General features: G+C 60.5%; 16 protein-coding genes. 9 read left to right on the top strand and 7 right to left on the bottom strand.

Annotated elements, in window-relative coordinates; all coding sequences use genetic code 11:
- Positions 1 to 35 precede the first annotated feature (35 nt).
- The 6 genes from SFUM_RS10895 (at position 36) to SFUM_RS10870 (ending at position 8,457) form a co-directional block, all read left to right on the top strand.
- The gene (locus tag SFUM_RS10895) at positions 36 to 1,973 is read left to right on the top strand and encodes an aconitate hydratase (protein WP_011698958.1); all 1,938 of its coding nucleotides are present in this window, start codon (positions 36 to 38) and stop codon (positions 1,971 to 1,973) included.
- A gap of 143 nt (positions 1,974 to 2,116) precedes the next feature.
- Positions 2,117 to 3,310, top strand: coding sequence for a citrate synthase (locus tag SFUM_RS10890; protein ID WP_011698957.1), 1,194 nt, complete (start codon positions 2,117 to 2,119; stop codon positions 3,308 to 3,310).
- A gap of 100 nt (positions 3,311 to 3,410) precedes the next feature.
- Positions 3,411 to 5,135 (top strand): succinate dehydrogenase flavoprotein subunit, encoded by a 1,725-nt coding sequence (gene sdhA, locus SFUM_RS10885; protein ID WP_011698956.1) that lies wholly within the window; start codon positions 3,411 to 3,413, stop codon positions 5,133 to 5,135.
- Position 5,136: 1 nt separating this feature from the next.
- Positions 5,137 to 5,850, top strand: a complete 714-nt coding sequence (locus SFUM_RS10880; protein WP_011698955.1) for a succinate dehydrogenase/fumarate reductase iron-sulfur subunit — start codon at positions 5,137 to 5,139, stop codon at positions 5,848 to 5,850.
- 237 nt (positions 5,851 to 6,087) lie between these two features.
- On the top strand, positions 6,088 to 7,467 hold the full coding sequence (locus SFUM_RS10875) for a class II fumarate hydratase (RefSeq protein ID WP_011698954.1): 1,380 nt from the start codon (positions 6,088 to 6,090) through the stop codon (positions 7,465 to 7,467).
- A gap of 54 nt (positions 7,468 to 7,521) precedes the next feature.
- On the top strand, positions 7,522 to 8,457 hold the full coding sequence (locus SFUM_RS10870) for a UbiA family prenyltransferase (protein WP_011698953.1): 936 nt from the start codon (positions 7,522 to 7,524) through the stop codon (positions 8,455 to 8,457).
- 554 nt (positions 8,458 to 9,011) lie between these two features.
- Here the strand turns inward: SFUM_RS10870 and SFUM_RS10860 are convergent.
- A complete protein-coding gene (locus SFUM_RS10860; protein ID WP_011698951.1) occupies positions 9,012 to 10,649 on the bottom strand; it encodes an RNA-directed DNA polymerase in 1,638 nt (545 codons plus the stop codon).
- A gap of 979 nt (positions 10,650 to 11,628) precedes the next feature.
- Entirely contained in the window at positions 11,629 to 12,516 is an 888-nt protein-coding gene (locus tag SFUM_RS10855) for a carboxymuconolactone decarboxylase family protein (RefSeq protein WP_011698950.1), read from the bottom strand.
- A gap of 509 nt (positions 12,517 to 13,025) precedes the next feature.
- On the opposite strand from SFUM_RS10855, the gene SFUM_RS10850 reads away from it, so the two are divergent.
- Entirely contained in the window at positions 13,026 to 13,862 is an 837-nt protein-coding gene (locus SFUM_RS10850; RefSeq protein ID WP_150109489.1) for an AraC family transcriptional regulator, read from the top strand.
- 619 nt (positions 13,863 to 14,481) lie between these two features.
- On the opposite strand, the gene SFUM_RS10845 is transcribed toward SFUM_RS10850, so the two are convergent.
- Complete coding sequence (locus tag SFUM_RS10845; RefSeq protein ID WP_011698948.1) at positions 14,482 to 15,324, bottom strand: amidohydrolase family protein; 843 nt, start codon at positions 15,322 to 15,324, stop codon at positions 14,482 to 14,484.
- Between the two features lie 783 nt (positions 15,325 to 16,107).
- Here SFUM_RS10845 and SFUM_RS23325 point away from each other — a divergent pair.
- Positions 16,108 to 16,917: an inositol monophosphatase family protein gene (locus tag SFUM_RS23325; protein ID WP_011698947.1), complete on the top strand. Its 810-nt coding sequence runs from the start codon at positions 16,108 to 16,110 to the stop codon at positions 16,915 to 16,917.
- Between the two features lie 430 nt (positions 16,918 to 17,347).
- Here SFUM_RS23325 and SFUM_RS10835 read toward each other — a convergent pair whose 3' ends face one another.
- Entirely contained in the window at positions 17,348 to 17,743 is a 396-nt protein-coding gene (locus SFUM_RS10835; RefSeq protein ID WP_011698946.1) for a hypothetical protein, read from the bottom strand.
- Between the two features lie 223 nt (positions 17,744 to 17,966).
- Here SFUM_RS10835 and SFUM_RS10830 point away from each other — a divergent pair, with 223 nt between their 5' ends.
- Positions 17,967 to 18,893, top strand: a complete 927-nt coding sequence (locus SFUM_RS10830) for an AEC family transporter (RefSeq protein WP_011698945.1) — start codon at positions 17,967 to 17,969, stop codon at positions 18,891 to 18,893.
- A 44-nt stretch (positions 18,894 to 18,937) separates the two neighbouring features.
- On the opposite strand, the gene SFUM_RS10825 is transcribed toward SFUM_RS10830, so the two are convergent.
- From SFUM_RS10825 to SFUM_RS10815, 3 genes are all read right to left on the bottom strand, one after another.
- On the bottom strand, positions 18,938 to 20,326 hold the full coding sequence (locus SFUM_RS10825) for a sigma-54-dependent transcriptional regulator (RefSeq protein WP_011698944.1): 1,389 nt from the start codon (positions 20,324 to 20,326) through the stop codon (positions 18,938 to 18,940).
- A gap of 309 nt (positions 20,327 to 20,635) precedes the next feature.
- On the bottom strand, positions 20,636 to 21,955 hold the full coding sequence (locus SFUM_RS10820; RefSeq protein ID WP_011698943.1) for a dihydroorotase: 1,320 nt from the start codon (positions 21,953 to 21,955) through the stop codon (positions 20,636 to 20,638).
- A 61-nt stretch (positions 21,956 to 22,016) separates the two neighbouring features.
- Positions 22,017 to 22,934, bottom strand: coding sequence for an aspartate carbamoyltransferase catalytic subunit (locus tag SFUM_RS10815; protein WP_011698942.1), 918 nt, complete (start codon positions 22,932 to 22,934; stop codon positions 22,017 to 22,019).
- Between the last annotated feature and the right edge of the window lie 219 nt (positions 22,935 to 23,153).

Genomic DNA, 23,153 nt, shown 5'->3' with positions numbered 1-23,153 from the left:
GACGTGAAACCCGATGGTGTTCCAAGGAGAGAAGAGTGGCCAAGAACCTGACCCGGAAGATCCTCGAGGCGCATCTGGTGGAAGGCCGTTTGACGCCCGGTGAGGAAATAGCGATCACCATAGACCACGTGCTGCTGCAGGATGCCACGGGCACCATGGCCATGCTGGAATTCGAGGCCCTCGGGCTCGATCGGATAAAGGCTCAACTGGCCGTCCAGTACGTGGACCACAACCTACTCCAGACCGATCACAAGAACGCCGACGATCACCGGTTCCTGCAGACCGCGTCGGCTCGGTACGGCATTCATTTCAGCCCCGCCGGAAACGGGGTGTCCCATCAGGTTCACATGGAGCGTTTCGGCGTTCCGGGCAAGACCCTGCTGGGAGCGGACAGCCATACGCCGGGCGCCGCCGGCATTTCGATGCTCGGCATCGGGGCCGGGGGGTTGGACGTGGCCCTCGCCATGGCCGGATACCCATATCATCTTCCCTGCCCCAGGGTGCTGGGCGTGAAGCTGACGGGGCGCCTCCCCGACTGGGTGAGCGCAAAGGACGTGATCCTCGAAATGCTTCGGCGCTACGGGGTGAAGAATTGCGTCGGCAAGATCGTCGAATATTACGGCCCCGGGGTGGAGAGCCTTTCCGCCACCGACCGGGAGACCATCGGCAACATGGGGACCGAGCTCGGTGCGACAACCACGCTCTTTCCATCCGATGAGAACACCCGGATTTACATGGCGGCCCAGGGCCGGGAGAGCGACTGGGTGTCCCTGCACGGTGACGAGGGCGCGGAATACGACGAGTATGCGGAAATCGACCTATCGGCCCTCGAACCGTTGATCGCCCGTCCGTCTTCGCCCGGCAACGTCGTCGCCGTGCGCGAGGTCGCGGGTCTCAAGGTCGATCAGGTCATCGTCGGCAGCAGCGTGAACTCGTCGTTCAGAGACCTGATGGCGGTGGCGAAAACCGTTGAAGGCCGGAAAGCCCACCCTCGCGTATCGTTTCATGTGAATCCGGGCAGCCGTCAGGTGCTCGAAAACGTGGCCGCTCGCGGCGGCCTGATCGCTCTGCTCAAAGCCGGGGCGCGGATCCACGAACCGGGATGTCTCGGATGCATCGGCATGGGGCAGGCCCCGGGAACCGGTGAGGTCAGTCTGAGGACCATGCCCCGGAATTTTCCCGGCCGCTCCGGCACCAAGGACGACCAGGTCTACCTCTGCTCGCCCGAAACGGTGGCCGCCGCGGCGTTGAAGGGAGTCATCACCGATCCCAGGGATCTGGCGGCTGAAATAGCGTATCCGCGCATCCGGGATCCGGAAAAGTACCTGGTCGACGCCTCATCCATCATCCATCCGTCCGAAGAGCTGTCGCGGACGGAGGTGCTGCGAGGTCCGAACATCAAGCCGCTCCCCGAGATGGGACCGCTGCCGGAGACGCTGGAAGCCGAGGTGATCCTCAAGGTCGGTGACAATATTTCCACGGACACCATCATGCCAGCCGGCAATAAGGTGCTGCCGTTGAGATCCAACATCTATGCGATCAGCGAGTTCGTCTTTTCGCAGATCGATCCGGACTTCCACAAAGAGTGCCGGGGAAAGGGGGACCTGGTCGTCGTCGGAGGCGAGAATTACGGCCAGGGTTCGAGCCGCGAGCATGCGGCTCTCGCGCCGCGCTACCTCGGAGTTCGCGTCAAGATCGCCAAGGGTTTTGCCCGCATCCACATGTCGAATCTGTGCAATTTCGGGGTCATTCCTCTCGTCTTCAGGAACCCCGGGGACTATGACGTCCTGTCCAAGGGGGACAGGGTGGTCTTTCGGGAAGTCAGGCGGCATGTGGAGAACGGGGACGAAGAGATCCCGCTGGAAGTGAACGGAAGAAGCATCGTGACCCTGCTGAAGGTTTCGGCGAGGCAGCGCAGGCTGCTGCTGGCAGGCGGGGCGCTCAATTTCGTGAAGCAGGGACTGCTGTTATAGACCGCGGCCCGTCGTTGGCGGTCCGCCCCCCGGGGATGTGGATGATCCGCAGACCGGCGGACCGTGTGTCGACCGGCGTTGAATTGAAGTCGGCGAGGGTTCCTTTCTGTTGACTCGTCGTTATGGTCGGGCTGGAGGAGACGATGAACGGTGAAGTTCGTGTAAAGAACATCGGCTTGCGGGGTGTGACCGTAGCGGACACCAAGATCAGTTACATAGACGGCGAAAACGGCATTCTCATTTACCGGGGGTTTCGCATCGAGGAGCTCGCCGAACGATCGTCCTTCATGGAAACGGCGTACCTGCTGCTCAACGGCGTGCTGCCGTCCGCCGAGGAACTGCGGGAGTTCACCGCCGAGGTCGACGCGGCGCGAACCGTCCCCGAATTTGTCATCGACAGCATGCGGCGTATTCCCCGGGAAGCGGATCCCATGGATGTGCTCCAGGGGGTGGTGCCGTTTCTGGGAGTCGCCGATCCCGAATTGATGGTGGAAACCCGGGAGGCGAACCTGCGCAAAGCGGTTCGGCTGATCGCGAGGGTTCCCGCCGTGGTCGCGGCCTGGAACCGTATCAGGAACGGCCTGGAGCCTCTTCCCCCGGACGAGGGCCTGCCGCACGCGGCGAACTTTCTATGGCAGCTCACCGGGAATAAACCCGACGACCAAATCGCCCGCGACCTGGACGTGTGCCTCGTGCTCCACGCCGACCACACTTTCAACGCCTCGACCTTTGCCTGCCGGGAAGTGGTCTCCACCCAGGCCCACATGTACGCCGGGGTGAGCGCCGGGGTCGGCGCGCTTTCGGGCAGCCTGCACGGCGGCGCCAATGCCCGGGTCATGAAAATGCTCTTCGAGGTACAAAAGGAAGTGAAATCCGAGGATGAGGTCGGCGACTGGGTGAGAATGCGGATGGAACGGGGCGAGAAGATCATGGGAATGGGGCACGCGGTTTACAAGACCTTCGATCCCCGTTCGAAGATCCTCAAGGAAATGTCCCTGCGGCTGGGCGTTAGAACCGGCCACGAAGACTGGTACCGGCTGCTCACCCGGATCGAGCAGGAGGCCTTGAAGGAATTCGAAAAAAAAGGCAAGGACAACATCAAGTCCAACGTCGATTTTTACAGCGGTTCGGTCTACTCCATGATGGGAATCCCCGTGGACATCATGACTCCCGTCTTTGCAATCTCGAGAATCTCGGGCTGGTGCTCCCACGTCATCGAGGAGAAATTCGCCGAAGCCCAGGATAAGCCTGCCCTGTACCGCCCGAAGGCCGAGTATGTCGGTCATTACTGCGGCGCCCTCGGGTGCGTGTACCAACCCGTGGACGCCCGCGAGTGAGCGTCGGGGGATGTTCGGTAAGGCGCCGGCGCCTTGAGGCGGCATCGTTCGACCCCAGCCGGTTGAGGCGGGCGGCCGGGTTCCCGAGAGGAGAAACGCCATGCATTTCAAACACGACGTCGTCATCGTCGGAGCCGGCCTGGCCGGACTTCGAGCCGCCATCGAGGTGGCCGGGAACGCGGACGTCGCCCTGATCAGCAAGGTCTATCCCACACGCTCCCATTCCGGGGCGGCCCAGGGAGGCATTGCCGCCGCGCTGGGCAACGAGGAGCCGGATTCCTGGGAGTGGCACATGTACGACACGGTCAAGGGGGGCGACTACCTGACCGACCAGCACGTGGCCGAGATACTGGCCAAAGACGCTCCCAGGGCGGTGTACGAACTGGAACACATGGGGGTTCCCTTCAACCGCACCGCCGAAGGCAAGATCGCGCAGCGCGCCTTCGGCGGCCACACCCGGGATTTCGGGCAGGCCGCGGTGAAACGGGCCTGCTACGCGGCGGACCGCAGCGGCAGGGTGATGATGGATACCCTGTACTTCGAGGCCGTGCGCAAGGGAATCCGGATCTACCCGGAATTCCAGATGCTGGACCTGGTCATGAAGGACGGCGCGGCCGTCGGGTTGATCGCCCTGGAGATCGCCACCGGGGAAGTGCATTTCTTTCACTGCAGGATCTTGCTGCTGGCCACGGGCGGTTTCGGCAAAGTCTACAAGACCACCTCGAACGCTTTCGCGAGCACGGGCGACGGCGTCGCGTGCGCATACCGAAATGGAATCCTCCTGGAAGACATGGAATTCGTGCAGTTCCATCCGACGGGACTCTACGGCCTCGGGGTGCTCATCAGCGAGGCCGCCCGCGGGGAAGGGGGAGTGCTCCGGAATGCCGCCGGCGAGCGTTTCATGGAACGCTACGCGCCGACCATCAAGGATCTCGCTCCGCGCGACATGGTGTCGCGGGCCATCTTCACGGAGATTCGGGAAGGGAGGGGAATCGACGGCCGGGACTACGTGCACCTCGATCTGACGCACCTGGGGGAGTCGAAGCTCAAGGAGAAGCTCTCCGACATCAGTTCCTTCATCAAGATCTACCTCGGCCTCGATCCCGCAAAAGACCTTGTTCCCACGCAGCCCACCTGCCACTACATGATGGGCGGAATCCCGGTCACCGTCGACGGGCGGGTCCTGGGCGCCGGCGAACGGATCGTTCCCGGCCTGTATGCGGCCGGCGAATGCTCCTGCATCTCCCTGCACGGCGCCAACCGCCTCGGCTGCAATTCGCTGCTGGATCTCGTGGTGTTCGGCAGGAGGGCCGGCATCGCGATGGCCGAAAACGTCCGCGAGCTCCCCTGGATCGATCCGCCCGACAGTCCCGAGCGGAAGGTGCGGGCCGGGATCGAAGGGCTTCTCGGCCGTTCCCCGGGCGGCGGGAAGGTCGCCAGGCTGCGCGGTGCCATGCAGCAGGCCATGACCGCCCACTGCTCGGTCTTTCGCGACGAAGGGAGCCTTGCCGAAGGGCTTTCCCTGATCCGGTCGCTTCGAGAGGAATATGCCGGGATCGGTATCGACAACCAGGGTAAGCGCTTCAACAGCGACCTGCTGGAGGCCCTCGAGCTGGAAGGGCTGCTGGACATCGCCGAAGCGATCGCGGTTTGCGCGCTCGCGCGCCGGGAAAGCCGGGGAGCGCACAGCCGGGAGGATTACCCGGAACGCGACGATGCCCGATGGCTCAAGCACACCCTCGTGCTCAAAACCGCCAACGGTCCCGAGGTGTCCTACAAACCCGTTACCATAACCCGATTCGAACCGAAGCCGAGGGCGTACTGAAATGGAAATGCGATTCAAGATTTTCCGGTTCGATCCCGAAACGGACGAGGAACCGTACTACCGGAACTACACGGTTGTCGCCGAACCCCAGGAACGCATCCTGGACTGTCTGAACCGGATCAAGTGGGAACAGGACGGGACCCTGGCCTATCGCATGTCGTGCGGACACGGAGTGTGCGGCTCCGACGGCATGCGCATCAACGGCGTCTGCGGTCTGGCCTGCCAGAAGCTGGTCAGGGAGTACGAGGGGCTGGAGGTTGTCCTGGAGCCGCTCCCCTTTTTCAAGGTGCTCAAGGACCTGGTCGTGGACATGGAGCATTTCCTTGACGGCATACGGCTGATCCGCCCTTACCTGGTTTCGGATTCGGCCCCGCCCGAGGCGGAGAGGCAGCAGAGTCCCGAAGACCGAAAGAAGGTCGACGACGTCATCCGGTGCATTCTGTGCGCCTGCTGCACGGGGTCGTGCCCGGTGATGATCCAGAACGAGAAATATGTCGGGCCGGCCGCGCTGGTGTGGGCGTACCGCTTCATCTTCGACACCAGAGACGATCGATACGCGGAGCGACTCAAGCAGATCGATTTCCATGACGGCGCGTGGTCCTGCGTGAACTTCTTCGAATGCACGCGCGTGTGCCCCAAGGGGATTCCCGTGACCAAGTCCATCAACTTTCTGAAACGGGAGATTCAGAAGGCCCTTCCGGGCCGCACGGGGTAGAGTCCGGCGGGAGGGGCCGGGGGTTGACGCTCCTCCAGGAGGGGGCTTCCATGCGGCTTGCGATCATGGGGTCGCCCCGGGAGCCCGATGAGTCTTTCGGTCCGACCCGCCGGGCCGGGACTCCTTTCGACGCGAAACGGAAATGAGGGGCCGGTTCCGCCCGGCAGGGAGAACCGGTGGCGGGCGTTGTGTCGCGGCCGGGGAGCGGCCGGCGGGAGCGCCGCGGGAGAGACGGGAATGAGGGAGAGAGCGGAGGAAGACGCGCTCGGAACGGTGATGGTTCCCGAAGACGCGTACTACGGGGCGCAGACCCGGCGGGCGCTCGACAATTTTCCCGTGAGCGGCTTTTCCTTCCCGCCGTCCTTTATCAGGGCGCTCGGCCTGGTGAAGAAAGCTGCGGCCATGGTCAACCGGGACCTCGGGCTGCTTGACGCCGACCTGGCCGAGGCGGTCATCGAGGCCGCGCGGGAAGTGGCGGACGGCAGGCTGGACGGCCAGTTCGTGCTCGATGTCTTCCAGACCGGCTCCGGGACCTCGACCAACATGAACGCCAACGAGGTGATCGCGGGGCGCGCCAACGAGATCCTCACCGGGAGGAGGGGCGGCAAGAGCCCGGTGCACCCGAACGATCACGTGAACAAAGGGCAGTCCAGCAACGACGTCATCCCGTCGGTGATCCACATCGCCGCCCTGCTCACCCTGCGCCGGCGCCTCATCCCCTCCCTGGAGGCGCTGCACCGGAGCCTGAACGAGAAGGCCCTCGAATTCGCCGGGGTGCTCAAGATCGGCCGGACGCACCTTCAGGACGCCGTGCCCATGAGCCTCGGGCAGGAGTTCTCCGGCTACGCCCGCCAGGTGGAACTGGCGATCGAGAGGGTGAAACGCATCGAGCCCGCCCTCGGCGAGCTGGCGCTGGGCGGAACCGCGATCGGCACGGGCCTGAACACCCATCCGGAATTCGCCGGGCGGGTCATCGCCGTCATCGCGCGGGAGACGGGCTGTCCGTTCCGGGAGGCGGTGAATCACTTCGAGGCCCAGGCCGCGCAGGATGCCGCCGTGGAGGCCGGCGGCGCGCTGAAGACCGTCGCCGTGAGCCTCGCCAAGATCGCCAACGATTTGAGGTGGCTCGCTTCCGGCCCGCGCTGCGGCCTCGGTGAGATCAACCTGCCTTCCCTGCAGCCCGGGTCCTCCATCATGCCCGGAAAGGTGAACCCGGTCATCCCCGAGGTCGTGCTGCAGGTGGCGGCGCAGGTCATCGGCAACGACGCCGCCGTGACCTTCGGGGCGCAGGCCGGCAACTTCGAGCTCAACACCATGCTGCCCCTGATCGCCCACAACCTGCTGCAGTCCGTCGAACTGCTGAGCTCCGCCGCCTCCCTGTTCGCATCGAAATGTGTCGCCGGGATCACGGCGAATCGTGAAAAGAGCGCGTCCAACATCGAGCGGAGCCTCATGCTCTCCACCTACCTGGTGCCCGCAATCGGCTACGACCGGGCGTCCGCCGTCGCCAGGGAAGCGCACCGGACGGGGAAAACCATCCGGGAAGTGGTGCTGGAGCAGGGATTGATGTCTCCGGAACGGATCGACGATCTCCTTGGAAAGATTCCAATCGCCTAACGGGAATCCGGCCGGACCGGGCGCCGGATCGTTTTCAACCTGCAGGAGGATGTCTTGGGCAACGGTTCGATCGTGAACACGCCGGCGATTTCGCGACTCCGGCTTTTCATGGCGCTCTCCCGAACCCCCCACGGGGTCCTGGACATGGCGACTCCCGCCTTGTGCGCGATGCTGTGCCTGGGGGCGGCCCCTCCGCTGGGCGTTGCGGCGCTTGGCCTGCTGACCGCTTTTGCCGGGTACACGGCCGTCTACGCATTGAACGACGTGGTGGACTACAGGGTGGACCGGCAGAAAATCCGCGAGTGCGGGCTGCCCTGCCTGGAGCGGGATATCGATGCGGTCTACGCCCGTCATCCGCTCGCACAGGGGTTGATCAGCCTCAGGGACGGCATCCTCTGGACGGCCGCGTGGGGCGGGATCGCCCTGCTCGGCGCCTATGCGTTGAACCCGGTATGCGCGGCCATCTTCATCTTCGGCTGCGTGGCCGAGGCGATCTACTGCATGATGCTCAAGGTGAGCTACCTGCGGGTCCTGGTGAGCGGCGTCGTGAAGACCGCCGGAGGCATGGCGGCGGTGTTCGCCGTGTCCCCCGACCCGCCGCCGGTTTTCCTGGTGTGCCTGTTCCTGTGGCTTTTCTGCTGGGAAATCGGCGGCCAGAACGTGCCCAACGACTGGAGCGACCTTGACGAGGATCGCAACCTCAGGGCTCAAACCGTCCCTGTGGAATTCGGAAGGGAGAAGTCTGCCCTGGTGATACTCACGTCGCTGACCGCCGCGGTGATCCTGAGCCTGGTGCTCTACTGGGCGACTCCGGCCGCGCTCAATTTCCTCTACATGCCCGGAGCCGTGCTGTGCGGAACGATGCTGCTGCTCGTGCCCTCCCTTCGGCTCCGCCGCGAACGCACCTCGGCCTGCGCGGCGGCCCTGTTCAACCGCGCGAGCACCTATCCCGTCGCGATGTTTATCCTGGTCATACTGAGCTCAATCTGAGGCGCGGGTTCTCCCTGTAGCGGGTTCTCCCGGGGATGACGGGGTCTCGTCTTTCGGCCTCTCGGGTCCGGGCGCGCAGGGGGCACTCCGATGGTGCCGCCGCCCGGGATCGCAGTGGCGGCGTTGAGGCGGGAACGCAGGGGGCGCTCCTCCGATTCGGCTTGCGGCATTCGGCCCGAGGGAACGGAGACAGACGGACATCGAAGGGCGTGGAACCGAAGACATGCGGCGGCGACTTCGGTTCGCCAGGAAGAGGTTCATGCCGGTGAAGTCCCTGTTCCATGCCCATTGGAACGTGGCCGAAGTCCTGGAAAATGCGGCAGTCACATCTTTCATTCGCGCCGGCAGACACAAGGGGTCTTTGGAATGTTCAACGCAAAAAGAATCAAGTTTTTCACACTTTTGTGGAAAGTGAAGAGTGTATGTTTGACCCCGTAATCCACTCGCAACGCCATACAGGCGGACTGGGTGGACTTTCCCCTTTTTCAACTTCGCGCTGCACATAATCGGCTCACCTTTCCCTCCGATCCATGTGCAGAATAACAAATCCACTTTCATGGAGATTTCTTTCTTTTCTTCTTTCGATGCTTGATAGTCGAATTAATTGACTCCACCAAAAAGTGATCTGATGCTTCCTGAACTTTTATGTTTTTCAGCCAGGGACGTTTTTCATCTTCATGCAAGTGCCTATCAATAATTCGAACAATCTGGCGTTTTTCCCATGAGTCTGCTCGGACAAAATAGCGACGTATCTCTAGAACCTGTCCCCGAGAAACAACATTTTCCAAAGCATCGAGCAGTGCACGGCCTATATACGCTCCTGCGTTTCGGCGTAGAGCTCGAAAGTGATCAAAGAGAGCATCGCCATCCTGAAAGCCATCAGCACCAAGAATTCGAATATAAGCAATTGCCAGGTACTCAGGAAGGTACTTTTCTTTGGTCAACTTAGAAGAAAAAGCATCTCTAATCGATGTTCTAATATTCTCGGAGATTTCATCTTTATGTTTGATCAATAAGTCGATGACATAGGGCGTGAATTGAGGAAACTTATCAAGAACTTGAGGGATAACAGCAAACAATTTCGTTTTTTTGCCATATAGTACAGCGCGTACAAATGTATGAATATCTTCAGAAGCCACAAGTTTCGAAGACTTTATTTTGTTTAATAGTGTCTCAGCATCAATTTCACTGAGTTTCTCTCTTTCAGCGGCAGTTGGTTTCCGAAATCTTGTGGGGATCGTGCCACCATACCCCGCAATTATGCGAAAAGGGTGCTTTTCTTCCGATTCCTTCTCCTCCAGTGGGTTTGACTTCTCACCAGTTTTCGCCTCCGCAGCTGCGCTGCTCTTCCTATCTTCCTTCTTCCAATCAGATACATCCTCAATCTTCGTCTTGCTTTTGTTGATTGTGAGGCCTTCCAGCCACAATCTCTCTATTAGCTGTGTGAGCCAGTGATGTGCAGTATGCGCATCTGGAGCAAAAATCCTATAATCATCCACAAATCGGCAAAAGCTTACTCCAATCGAAAGCAGGAAGTTGTCAACCTCCAAAAGTGATGCCTCTGCCAGAATTCGGCTTGCATTGGAACCCACAGGAAGTCCATACGAATCCCTGTTCGCCCAGAAAAGGAGCAGTTCGTTGAGCAATCGTACTTGGTTTTTATCAAGTGCCAGAGAAATGAGAATTGATTCGAGACGATGCAAATTAAGGCGATCATAGAAGTTCGCAATGTCACAGGAAACCAATACTTTTGTTTTTGTCTGTTTAGCCTTTTCTAGTGTGTACTTTGTAAACGATGTAATTGTATATTTCTGATCAAAAAGATATCCTTTACTTGGACTGTATCGATACGAAAAAACGATTTTCCTCGCCTTGGAGGGACGATATTTTTCAATTTCTTCTGCAAATAGAATTGTAAGAGTCAAATACTTGATTGTATCAAGAGGTTGTATCAACGCACATCGTCTAAAGTCAAAAGCCGCAGTTTTAGGAAGAAGAACATGTTCAATAGGAAACATCTTTAACGATTCTAGTGAGCCTCCGGAAATAGTCTTAACTACTTCACTCCTAATGGCTTTCTGAAACTCCTGGTTTTTGAGCAAGGCAGTTTCACAAGGTTGGGGAAAAATATCAGTGAGGCCCTCTTTCAGCACATTTGCAATTGCTATCTTAGCTGCCAGATCGATTTTCATGTGATTTATTCACTATTTTGTGACAGTCAGGTAGGGTGGTCATGTCCTTTTCCGCTCATCATTTGGTGGTCAAGATCGAGCGGAGCCTCCGACCAGAGCGCATGCTATACACGATGCCGTAAATGAATGCGCAGCCCCCAATTGCTAACTTGTTCTCCAGAGCTGATTTGGACCAACGGCCGACAAGGCTTATGCGAAATTATTTATGATGCTGAGTACAACAGTAATTTGACTGATCAGTATAAGATTCGGATATTCAGATTTTTTCCTACATAACACGCCATCAGAATGGTAGCCACCAGTGCGACAAGCCTTTACCTCTCAGTGATTGCGCTCTATCTCACAGCTTACCGAGGCGTTTTACAGGGATCAAGACAACAGTCTTTCTCCATTGCCTGAAAAACCTCCCGCCAGACTTGCGCACACCAGCAGGTCCCGGATTGAGGAGACCGGTACGGACGCCCCCACCTGAGGTCGCAATTGTCCACAGGCTCCTCAAGATCCGGACGTGGCAGGTGCTTTCGAGCCGGTAAGTCTCAAAGCAATAGCGTAGCGTGTGTCTGGTCTTACCTTGTGAAATCTGCATTGTCTACGGACCGATCGAAGCCTTCCTGACCAATGACCGTGCACGAACTATTCATTCATTGCCTATGGTTCACATTAACATCGTTACGCTACTAAAATACAATCAGATAGCTACCAAGTCAAATGAAAGGTGATGTTGTCTTACTCGACGTATTTGTTACCCAATTGCTGTCCGATTAAGGGAAAAGAAGTAGGCCTGAGTTCTTCCTCTTGTGGTATAGTGCTTACGTCAGCAACTCCCTAGAACAAAAGGAGAATCAGGTCGCGTTTTCTGGCGAAAACCAACCCAATGCTCTTCCCCGGACGGCGTCGGTGTCGGCGTATTGTTATCCGCTCCAAGTCCATGAGGCGACCCGGAACCTGCAATGAGGACACTGCGCAGCCCCGGGTGTCTTCACCTTGCCGCGGAGGCAAAAGCTTCCCGGGCGGCGGAAATGCCGTTGAGCGCCGCCGGAAACCCGGCATATACGGCCATCTGGTCCATGACCTCGATAATCTGTTCTTTGGTGAGGCCCACGTTCAGCCCCGATTTGATGTGGACGATGAGCTGAGGTCGCTGGGTGCCGGCCGCGCACATCCCGGCGATCGCCACGAGTTCGGTCTCCCCCGGCGACAGAACCCCACGGGAAAATATGTCGGCGTAGGAGAACTCGAGGATGAAATCCGCCATTTCCGGGGCAATGTCCTTCAGGCTGTCGACGACCTTCTCCCCGGCCCCTCTGCTCGTTGCATCCATGGTTTTCAGGCCCAGGGCCCGTTTGTCCGCGATCTTCTCCCGCTTGACCGGAGTGAATCTTATGCCCTTTTCCGCGAACACTTCCCGCGCCGCGGCGATGCCGTTGAGCGCCGCCGGGAACCCGTGGTAAACGACGGACACGTACATGATGTCGATGATCTGCTCGGGCCGAACGCCGATGTTCAGGGCCGCCGCGATGTGCCATTTCAGTTGCGGCGCGGCGTTTCCGAGCGCCGTCAACGCGGCGATGGTCGCCATCTCTCTGGATTTTGGGTCCAGCGCCGGACGAGAGAACACGTCGCCGTACGCAAATTCGACGAGAAAATCGGACATCTCCGGCGCGATGTCCCGCAGTCCCTCGATCACCTTGCCCGCGCCGTCGGCATTCAGCGCCTGCAGTGCCCGATATCCCTTTTCGTACCGTTCTCCTCTGTTGTCCGCCGCAAACAAGGCTCCCACCTCCAAGATAAGTGTTAATGCCGTCAACAGGCAAAGCGTTGGACCGAACCGGTGATGGACGCGTCTGCAGCGTGCCCTGTTCTTCATCGCAACCCTCCTCGAATTTCGGTGCCGGACTCCCGAATCCTTTGGGTGAGTTTCGGCTGCCCAAAAAGATTCCACCGCATGCTCCGCACTCTATCTCCATAAAGCTATGGCTTGCATCCGAAAGAAAGTCATTTTATTCTCGCAAACGGACATTCCGTCTGCGACGAGTTCCTTGACGAAGTCGCAAATTGACCGATTCCATGCACGGGGGGAAGACCGCGTGAGCCGCGATTTCCATTCTTCAGCCGCGTTCCCCGGTTCCGTGCGTGGGGGGCGCGAAAAGGAACTGGCCGAAATCGACATGCGGCCCCGGTCCCGTGCGGGGGGGGGGAAGGGACGGTTCACCGCGGACGGGGTAATCCGCGCCATCGCGCGGCGGGTTGGACGCGGATGTGAGCCTGCGAACCGGCCGGAGCGTGATCCCCGCGACCACGCGGGGGCGGCTTCCACGTCCGTTCGAATCCGCGCTACGCGCCGTGGACTCGCTCGACTCAGGAAAGCGTGATGAGATGATCGCCGAACACCTCAGGATCGATATTCCGCTCGCCGGCCGATTGGCGTTGACCTTGAGCGGCCGCCTGGAAACCTATTCCACCAGGCGGATGCACGTTCACGCCCATCACCAGGTGCTCAGGATTCAAAACGGGGTATCGCTCCTGGAAGACCGGTCCAGAAGACAGCCGTTGTTCGGGTCCATGGCCGCGCTCATTCCGGCCGAGCTGCCGCATCGCTCGACCGTGATCGGGGAGTCCGTCACGTACAAATCCCTGTATTTCGCGCCGGAGCTCTTCGACTCCGAAATTGCCAGGATCGTCATCTTTAATATGAGCAGCCTCGGCGCGGCATTGTTCGACCGGATCGCGGTTCGCAGAGGGTCGGATCTCCAGGCGGGGCTGAACCGTGAGTGCGTGGGCTTGCTGATGAAAATTCTGCATGAAGACATCGTCCGGCCCGTCGAGCTGGCCCGCCTGCCTCAGCCGAACCATCCGCAATGCCGGAGGGTCGTGGAGTTCATCGAACGCAATTATGCCCGCAGGCTGTGCATGTCCGATTTCACGGCGGCTTTTCCCTATTCGGGGCGTCACCTGTCGAGGCTCTTCAAGGCCGACGTGAGGATCGGCATTTTCGACTATCTTCGAATCTACCGGATATTGACGGCATCGGTCGAATTGAGTGTTTCGCCGCGCACCATCACCGAGATTGCGTACGATTGCGGATATGAGTCGATTTCCTCGTTCTACCGAGATTTCAACCTGTTCTTCGCCGTCGCGCCCAAGGCTTTCCGGCACCGGATGGCAAGGAGTGCCCAGTCGGAGTTGATGACTGCCGAACGAGGCAACCCCTGACCCGGGACCCGCGATCTGCAACGGAACGAAAATCCGAGGGAATCGGTGGACGCCTTCGTTTTTCTCATTCAACGGGATTGCCGACGACGGCTCCTCGCGATCTTCGATTCCCAAGCCTTCTCGGAGGGACGCAACACCGGCGGTCACCGCAACGCCGGGTATGCCGTCCGGAGCAGGGACGGATCGCGGTTTCGCCATGCCGTCCCGCGAAGTTTCCCGGGCTTGGCTGCGCCCTCACCCTCCCGCCGCAAAGGCCGAGGTCACCCTGCAATTTGAGGTGTTGCGGACCTCAGCCAAAACTTTGGAGAAGCCGATATCGCAGTGGGCGGCCGTGGCTTTCCCGGCTTCATCGGCGTGTTTTGAAAAAAGTGCAGGCGATCCCAAAGCCCCTGTGAAAAGTGTAGGTTTGACCCCCAGTTGACACACGCTTTCGCAGCGATCATGGCGAGTGTGGGTGCACGAGACTCGGCCTGATCGTGGGCACGGAGACACCGTGCCCACCCTACGGATCCGCACGGTCCCCGGGGTTTATCCCCGCCCGCGTCACCTCCCTACGGGCAGGTGCTGTGTCATCTGGAACGCACCTCGGAGTGAAAAGTGAAAAGTGTAGGTTTGACCCTCAGGGGAGTCCAAACAACCGGGCGGCGTTGCCGCCGCAGATCGCTTGCATGTGAGGTTCCGGGAGGCCGGATTCGGCCATTTCGCGAAAATACCGGGCGGGTTTGATGAGGGGATAGTCGCTGCCGAAGAGGATCTTCCCCGCCGGAAGCATTTCGGACATGTGCCGGTAGATGGACGCGTCGTAGAGGAAAGGCGAGGCGGCGGTGTCGTAGTAAACGTTGGCGAGGACTTCCCGGGCTTCCTTTTTCAGGAGCTCATAGAAGCACAGGCCTCCTCCCCAGTGGCCGAAGATGAGCGGGATTCCCGCCGCGTCGGCGGCCAGCCTGTAATAGAAGTCGAGGCCGAGCGGGGCCTTGCCAGGATAGACGTGCCCCACGGGTTCGTTGGCGTGGACGAGCAGGACCGACCGACGGGAGCGGCAGCAGTCGAACAGGTCCCGGAACCTGCCGAGCGCCGTCCGTTCGTCGCACGGCCCGTAGACGGCCAGTTCCCCCAGGCCCGCCGCGCCCGCGCGCAGGCAGCGTTCGGCCTCGATGGGGCCGGAGCGGGTGAGCGGGTTCACGCAGGCAAGGGGTACGAGCCGTGGACTGTACTTAACCGCCGATTCGAGGATGTAGTCGTTGTGCCGCGTGACGGTATCCGTGTCGAACCAGGGGAATCCGAAAACGACGGCACGGTCGACGCCGTCTTCGTCCATGGCGTCGATGAGCACTCCGGCGCTGGCCATTCGTGACTTGGGCGGGCTGTAGAGCAGCTTGAACCAAGGGTCGCTCTCGAAGTGCCGCTCGCGTCCCCAGATGATTTCCGGTGGAAAAATGTGCGTGTGCACGTCGATCCGCATGACCGTGACTCCCGATTCTCCCTCGGTTTCATGCCCGCGCGGGTTCGGACCCGTCCGTCGTCCGGTCCGTGCATCGATGCCCCGGGCCGCCCGCGGTCGTTCAAACCTCCGGGCACTCTTATGCTCCCAGTCATGGTTATCAAAAACGGCTCCTTATGTCCACTCCGGCATTTGACGGATGCCTCGACCGGTGAGCCCAGCGGGCCAAAGGCGGAAAATCGGGGGACCGTCCACGGGGAACGCGGCGGGCGAGAAACGATTTTCCTTTTGGAGCGAATGGGAGTAAGTAGGGATACGCCCGGGATCGGGTACACCGGGCTCCCGGACCATGATGCGGGAGGCGGCGTGCGGCGGCGGGGAGAGAAAGTCACGGCGAAAGCCGCACGGCGGGTAACGTCCCCGGCGGGTCAGCCGGATTTCGGGCGGCAAGCCGCGCGGTATTTTCGAGCGGGCGACTTCAAGGCAAAGGCGCGCAAGCCGAGGTATTCGATCGGTTGCATGGCGGCTTGCCCGGGCATTGCGCAACGCAAAACATCACAGTCGGGCTGTGATGCCAGGTTGCGTTCAAGACGGGTGCATGGGGCGGGGGCACAAGGTCCTCCCGTACGTCCGAGCGGCACATCGGTCCGCAGGAGGGGATTTTATCCCCGCCCGCGTCACCTTCCTCCGGGCAGGTGGTGTGGAATCGTGAACGTAATTGGCCATGGCGCCGGCACCACCACAAGGCATGAAAACAGACTCACCCGGGAGTCTGCTTTCCAGGCAAGTTCGTATGAGGCGGGAATGAACAGGGAAATTGAAAGCGTGGCCGAAGCGGTCGTGAAGGAGGCCGGGGATGTGATCCGCCGGCACATCGGGCAGGTCGCCGATTCCGATATCCAGAGCAAGGGACCGGCCGACTTCGTCACCAAGGTGGACCGGATGGTAGAAGACCGGATCATCGAAACGATCCGGGCGCACTTCCCGGAGCACCACATCATGTCGGAGGAAACGGACAACGACGGCCTCCAGCCCGGGATCACCTGGGTCATCGACCCCCTCGACGGAACCACCAACTTTATCCATGGGTTCCCGTTCGTGGCCGTATCGGTGGCGGTGTGCGTGGACAAGCGGCCTGAGCTGGGACTGGTGCTCGATCCGGTGCGCGACGAGCTTTTCATCGCCCGCAGAGGCGGTGGGGCGTATCTCAACGGCCGACGCATCCGGGCCCGGAGCGGGGCGGCGTTGGACGAGGCCCTGGTGGCCACGGGATTTCCCGTCCGCTCCAGGAGGGTAATCGAACCCTTCCTGGATACCTTCCGGGCCGTTTTCAACCGGGTCAGCGGAATCCGGCGGGCCGGAGCGGCCGCGCTGGACCTGGCCTACCTGGCCGCCGGGCGCGTGGACGGTTTCTGGGAGGTGGGGCTCAAGGCCTGGGACGTGGCGGCGGGAGCGTTGCTCGTTATGGAAGCGGGGGCGCTGGTCACCGACTTCTGGGGCGAGGACCGCTACCTGTACAACGGCCACATCGTGGGTGGGATCCCGGCCGTTTATCCCTTCCTGCTGGAACAGGTGCAGCGTTTTCTGACGCCGGCCCTGGAAGCGGACGCCTGATACCGGGTTGCATTCAAGATGGGCGCATTGGGCGGGAGGGCATAAAGCCCTCGCCTTGCACGTATGACCGGCACATCGGTCCGCAGGGGGGACCCCCACCCGCGTCACCTCCCGTAGGGAAGATGTTGTGTAATCTTGAACGCACCTTGGCATGAAGCGGCGGGCCCCCCGGAGTGCGCGTGCGGGGGGACGGGGCGGCAGAGCGCGTGATGAAAGACGAGGGCTGCGCCGGAGTGCGGGGGGACGGGGCTTCCCTTCGTTCGGGGGCGAAGCGCAGGGTGGACACGGTTTCACCGTGCCCACATCCGGGGCTGCCCATCGTTCGGGGCTGAAACGACAGATGCCGTCACAATGACTTGTCGCAGGTCGGGGGTTGTCCGTTCTCCCGGCGATCGTCAGTCCCGGGAGAAAGGACGGCAAACGGCGGAGGTCAATTGGGAGAGGGGAGGTTCATGGCCATGAGTTTCTTGCTGTCCTCGAAAATGACCTCCATCTTGCGCGGGGAAATGATTTTGCTGACCACGCCCAGGCCGAAGCTCAAGTGGGAGATCAGAGACCCTTCCTTGTAGGAATCCGTCAACCGGTATTCCGGCACGCCCTCGCGGCTCGCGTCCATGAGGAGCTGGCGCCAGTCGTCGTCCGTCTTGGGGCGTGATATCCCCTTATATAGCACCGAGGGAAGGAGGTCTTCCTCGTCTTCTCCCTCCTCGATCATCAGATCGTCCTCGCCCGTAAAGTCGAGCTCATCACCCTGGTCGAATTCGAGTCCCCCCTCGTCGTCGAATTCTTCCATCAACTGATCGTCTTCCATGTTCTTCTTGACCATAACTCTGTCTCCGTTTTTCCGCTTTATTTTCAACCTCGTTCCGTGTATTAGAACTCTGCGCAAAGGTCAAGCGAATTCAGCACGTTTCCGGAGCACGCACCAGACCGCGATCCCGCTCCCGGCGACAATCGCTTTCGGGCCGACCACGTTCACGCGCAAGCAGCGCGCAAGCCGCCGGGCCCCTTGAGTTTCCTCCTGTGCCAAGCGGTCGTTCGAGTCGAAGATGATCAACATACTGGTCAATACTATCCTGCCCATCTTCAGCATCATCTTCGTCGGGTACCTGCTGAAGCTCAAGAAAGTCATCGATCCGGCCTTTTCCCGCACCGCCAACCAGATTGTATTCAATGTAGCCATTCCTGCGATGCTCCTCAACGAGCTGGCGCAGGCATCCTTCCGCGAAAACTTCAACCTGCGGGCGGTGATTTGCACCCTGGTCGCCCTGGTCGTGGTGATGGGCGTCAGTTTCGTGTTCTGCCTGGTTCTGAACGTTCCTCGCAGCCGGCGCGGCACGTTCCTGCACAGCAGCTTTCACGGCAACCTCGGATACATGGCCTACGCCATCGCCTACTATACCCTCGGCGAGAGTCATTTCGCGAGGATGGCGATTCTGAGCAGCTTCCTCATGATCGGGCAGAACTCCCTTGCCGTATGGGCACTCACCACGTTCAGCGAAACGCATCCGCGACAAGGCCAGATCCGGAACCTGATCAAACTCATGCTCCGCAACCCCATCATCCTGACCATGATCGTCGGGATCACCTGGTCCGCGCTGGGTTTTCCCATTCCCAAGCCGTTTCAGAAGGGGCTGGACATCCTGTCCGGAATGGCCTTTCCCACGGCGTTGCTGCTGATCGGGTCGAGCCTCTCCTTCGGGGCCTTCCGGGAGATGGCCATGGAGATCGTCGGCATAGGGTTTCTCAAGCTGTTCGGCCTGCCCCTCACGGGTTACCTGCTGATGATGGTCGCCGGGGTGCCCGACATCCTGACTTTGCCCGCCATGATCCTGCTCGGTTCCCCTCCCGCCACCGTCACCTACATCATGGCCACCGAACTGGGCGGCGACCCCGAGCTCGCCGCCACCAGCGTATCCCTTTTCACCCTGGCGTCAGCCTTCAGCTATACCTTGATCCTGTGGATGTTTTCGTAGGGGGTGGTCCGGGTGAGGGCAGGGGACGGCTCCGGCCGCGGGGGCTATTCCTCTTCCGTGTCCAGGCCGTACTTGATCAGCCGGTAGCGAAAGGAGCGGAAACTGATGCCGAGCAGCTCGGCCGCCTTGAGCTTCACCCCGGCACTCTGCTGGAGAGCCTGCAACAGCAGCTTCTTCTCGATTTCCACGAGGTAGTCGTCGAGCTCGATGCCTTCGGGCGGGATCGACCCGGGCGTGATGACCGACGCCTCGCTCTGCGTCTTTTTGTAAGTCGAAAGCGTCAGACTGTCCGGGAGAATGATGCTCGACGCCTCGAGCGCCACGCCGCGCTCGATGATGTGCTCGAGCTCCCTCACGTTGCCCGGGAAATCGTAGTGCTTGAGAATGTCGATGGCGTATGAAGAGATCTTGTGGATGTCCTTGCCGAACCGCTTCCGGAACTTGGTCAGGAAGAACTGCGCGAGGATCGGAATGTCTTTTGCCCTCTGCCGCAGCGGCGGTATCCGGATCGGAAGCACGTTGAGGCGGTAATAGAGATCCTCCCGGAAGAGCCCGTCGACCACCATCTTTTCAAGATTGCGGTTGGTGGCGGAAATGATGCGGACATCCACCAGGATATCTTCGTTGTCGCCGATCATCTTGATGGTTTTTTCCTGGACCAGGCGAAGCAGCTTCACCTGCAGGGCGGGGGACAGCTCGCCGATTTCGTCGAGAAACAACGTTCCGCTCTGAGCCGCTTCCACCAGCCCCTTGCGGGTCACGCTGGCGCCGGTGAACGCCCCCTTCTTGTACCCGAACAGCTCGCTTTCGATGAGCGTTTCGGGGACCCCGCCGCAGTTCACAACCACGAAGGCTTCCTGAGCGCGAGCGCTCTGGCGGTGTATGGCCTTGGCGACCAGTTCCTTTCCGGTGCCGCTCTCGCCCGTGATCAGCACGTTGCTGGAGGTGGCCGCAACGCGCTTGATCAGCTCGTAGACCTTGCGCATGCCCGAACTCTCGCCGATGAGGCACCCGAAATGGAGCGGCCCGTCCTCGGGTTCCTGGGGCTGCTCCTCGCCCACCTTGCTGCGCAGGGCGTTCTCGATCACGGTTCGGATCTCGTCGACGTTAAACGGCTTCGGGAGATAGTCGTAGGCGCCTTCCTGCATGGCCGCAACGGCGGTTTCGGCGCTGGCGTAGGCGGAAATGATGATCACCACGGTCGAAGGCGAAATGACTTTGCACTGCTTGAGAACGTCGAGCCCGTTGATGGGCTTCATCCTGATATCGGTGATGACGAGGTCGTAGGTCTCGTTTTGGATGAAGTCGAGCGCCTCTTTGCCGGTTTCAGCGCACGTCACCTGGTAGCCTTGTTTCTGGAGCATGATCTCCAGAAACTCGCGCATGCTCGCTTCGTCGTCCACCACCAGGATTTTTGCTTCTGACGGTTGCATGGGTTATACGCGCACCCTGAAAATCGGGACCTGCCCCGCAGCCTCTCGCGCCTTGCGGTGCAGCCGCTCCTTCAAGGACACATGCCGCATCGCTGGACATTCGGACGGAAGCCCGGAGAAATAGTCGGTTAAACACTCGACCGCAGATCGAGCGCCGCGCGCGCAATACATGCCCGGCCCGCCCGACGACGGGCTTGCGCCGCGGCATGGCGTATAACGCTTCGCCTCTGCGGGAACGCGATGCCGGTCCCCCGGCACATCATCGACCTGTTCTTCTACATTCGGCTTTGAGCTGATTCCGGATGAATACTATTTAGACAAACGGGAAAAAGCGACCTTTCCATTGAAAAACGTCATCAGAGCCCGGCCCCTGGTCGGCTGCCCGTGGAACGGGCAGTTCCTGCTCTTGGACCGGAATGTCGTGCAGTCCAGGACGAAATAAAATTCCGGGTCCAGGTACGTCATGCAGGCACGTTGGTTCAAGAGCAGCGTTCCGAGCGGCAAGCCGAGTATGCGTGCCGGGTTGCAGCTCACCTTGGCGACGGCCTGGGAAGGGGTCAGCGTCTTTTCCCTCACGAGCTCGAGAATCAGCGGCAGAGCGCTCTCCAACCCGATGATGCCGTTGGCCGCGTACTCGAATTCCGTGTCCTTCTCGATACTGCTGTGAGGGGCGTGGTCGGTGGCGACGGCGTCGATGGTCCCGTCCGCGAGGCCCCGCTTGATGGCCTCCACATCCGCGGGGCCGCGAATCGGGGGATTCACCTTGTAGAGGGTGTCGAAGGTCATGAGCCGATCGTCCGTGAGAGTAAAGTAGTGCGGCGCCGTTTCCGCGGTCACGGGGACTCCGCGGCTCTTCGCCTCGCCAATCATGCGCACGGCTCCTGCCGTGCTGACGTGGGCGATGTGCAGTCTCGCTCCCGTGAGCTCGGCCAGGGCCAGGTCCCGCGCAACCATGACTTCCTCGGCCGCTTTCGGGATGCCGTGCAAACCGAGCAGCGTCGAAGTCGGGCCTTCGTTCATGAGGCCGCCTTCGGAAAGAGCGGGGTCCTCGGCGTGGCTGATCACCGGGAGGTCGAAATTCTTCGCGTATTCGAGCGCTCTGCGCATGAGCATGCTGTTGGCCACCGGTCGGCCGTCATCGGTCACCGCCACCGCGCCGGATCCCTTCAACTCGCCGAATTCCGCCAGGCTGCGCCCTTCCAGCCCGCTGCTCACGGCTCCCACGGGCAGCACGCGGCAATGGCCCTGCTCCCGGGCGCGTTCCAGGATGTATTCCGTCACCGCCGCGCAATCATTGACGGGTTTGGTATTGGGCATGCACGCCACCGCCGTGTAACCTCCGGCCACGGCGGCCATCGTCCCGGTGGCGATCGTTTCCTTGTATTCCTCGCCGGGTTCGCGCAGGTGCACGTGCATATCGATCAGACCCGGAACGATCCATTTCTCCGACGCATCGATCACCGCAAAATGAGCGAGCCGGTCGGAGGGCAGGTCGATATTCGGCTTGATATCGGTCAGAATGCCGTCGACGACGAGCACGTCGGCAACGGCGTCCAAGTCCCGGGCGGGGTCGATCACCCGCGCGCGGCGAAAGAGGTAATTGCAGGGATCCGCCTTCCCTTTCTTCATACCGCGAACTCCTTGGATTGCCCGGCCCGCGCTCGACCGTGCGCCTTCGAGCAGCCGGCGATCATTTCTGGCCCAACAGGTAGAGCAAGGCCATGCGCACGGCGACTCCGTTGGTCACCTGGTCGAGAATGACCGAATGCGGCCCGTCGGCGACGTCCGGGCTGATCTCCACACCCCTGTTCAGCGGGCCCGGGTGCATGATGAGAACGTTGCGCCGGGCCTTCTTCAGTTTCTCGGCCGTCAACCCGTAGTAGATGGAATACTCGCGCAGCGAGGGCAGAAGCATCTGCTGTTGTCGTTCCTTCTGAAGGCGGAGCACCATGATCACGTCTGCTTCCGGAATGATTTCACCCAGTTTGTGGCTCACCTCGACGCCCATCGTGTGAGCTTCGGGCGGTATGAGCGTGATCGGGCCGCAGAGGATGACCTTCGCGCCCATCTTCCTCAAACCCCAGATGTTGGAACGCGCCACGCGGCTGTGGGCGATGTCCCCGAGGATGGCCACCGTCAGCCCGTCGAGCTTCTTCTTGTGCTCGAGCATGGTCATCATGTCCAGCAGGGCTTGAGACGGATGCTCGTGCATGCCGTCCCCCGCGTTGATGACCGACGCCGTCGTATGCCGCGCAATGCGATGGGGCGTTCCCGACACGGTGTGGCGAAGGACGAAGACGTCCGGCTTCATCGCTTCGAGGTTCTTGACGGTATCGAGGAGCGTCTCTCCCTTGACCATCGAGCTCGCTGCCGTGGTGATGGAATAGGTGTCCGCGCTGAGCCGCTTTGCGGCGATATCGAAGGATGTCCGCGTTCGCGTGCTCGGTTCGTAGAAAAGATGAATGACGGTCTTTCCCCTGAGAGTGGGCACCTTCTTGATCGGTCTTGCATTGATTTCTTTGAGGGAAACGGCCAACTCCAGGATGTGCTCGATTTCATGGACGTCCAGTTCGCGGAGTCCGAGCAAGTCTTTTCTCTTAAACGGCATGAATTAACCTCACTCTTTCGAGTCCATTGGAGCAACCCCGATTCGCCGCTAATCTAGCATGAGTTGACCTGCCGGGCGAATGAAATTGAGCCGCTCCCGGCAAAAACCCAAACTGGAAACAATCCCGCGCAATTGCCTTGAAATGCACTCCGGTGACCCTTTCCCGGTCGAGCGATGCCGGGAGGAGACCCTCCCCCGGGGGCCCGTTTCCGGCGGACA

It is taken from the genome of Syntrophobacter fumaroxidans MPOB, from assembly GCF_000014965.1.
In the GTDB taxonomy this organism is placed as follows: Bacteria; Desulfobacterota; Syntrophobacteria; order Syntrophobacterales; family Syntrophobacteraceae; genus Syntrophobacter; species Syntrophobacter fumaroxidans.
The sequence above is the reverse complement of the archived record's forward strand: the minus strand, read 5'-3'. Positions and strand labels throughout refer to the sequence as shown.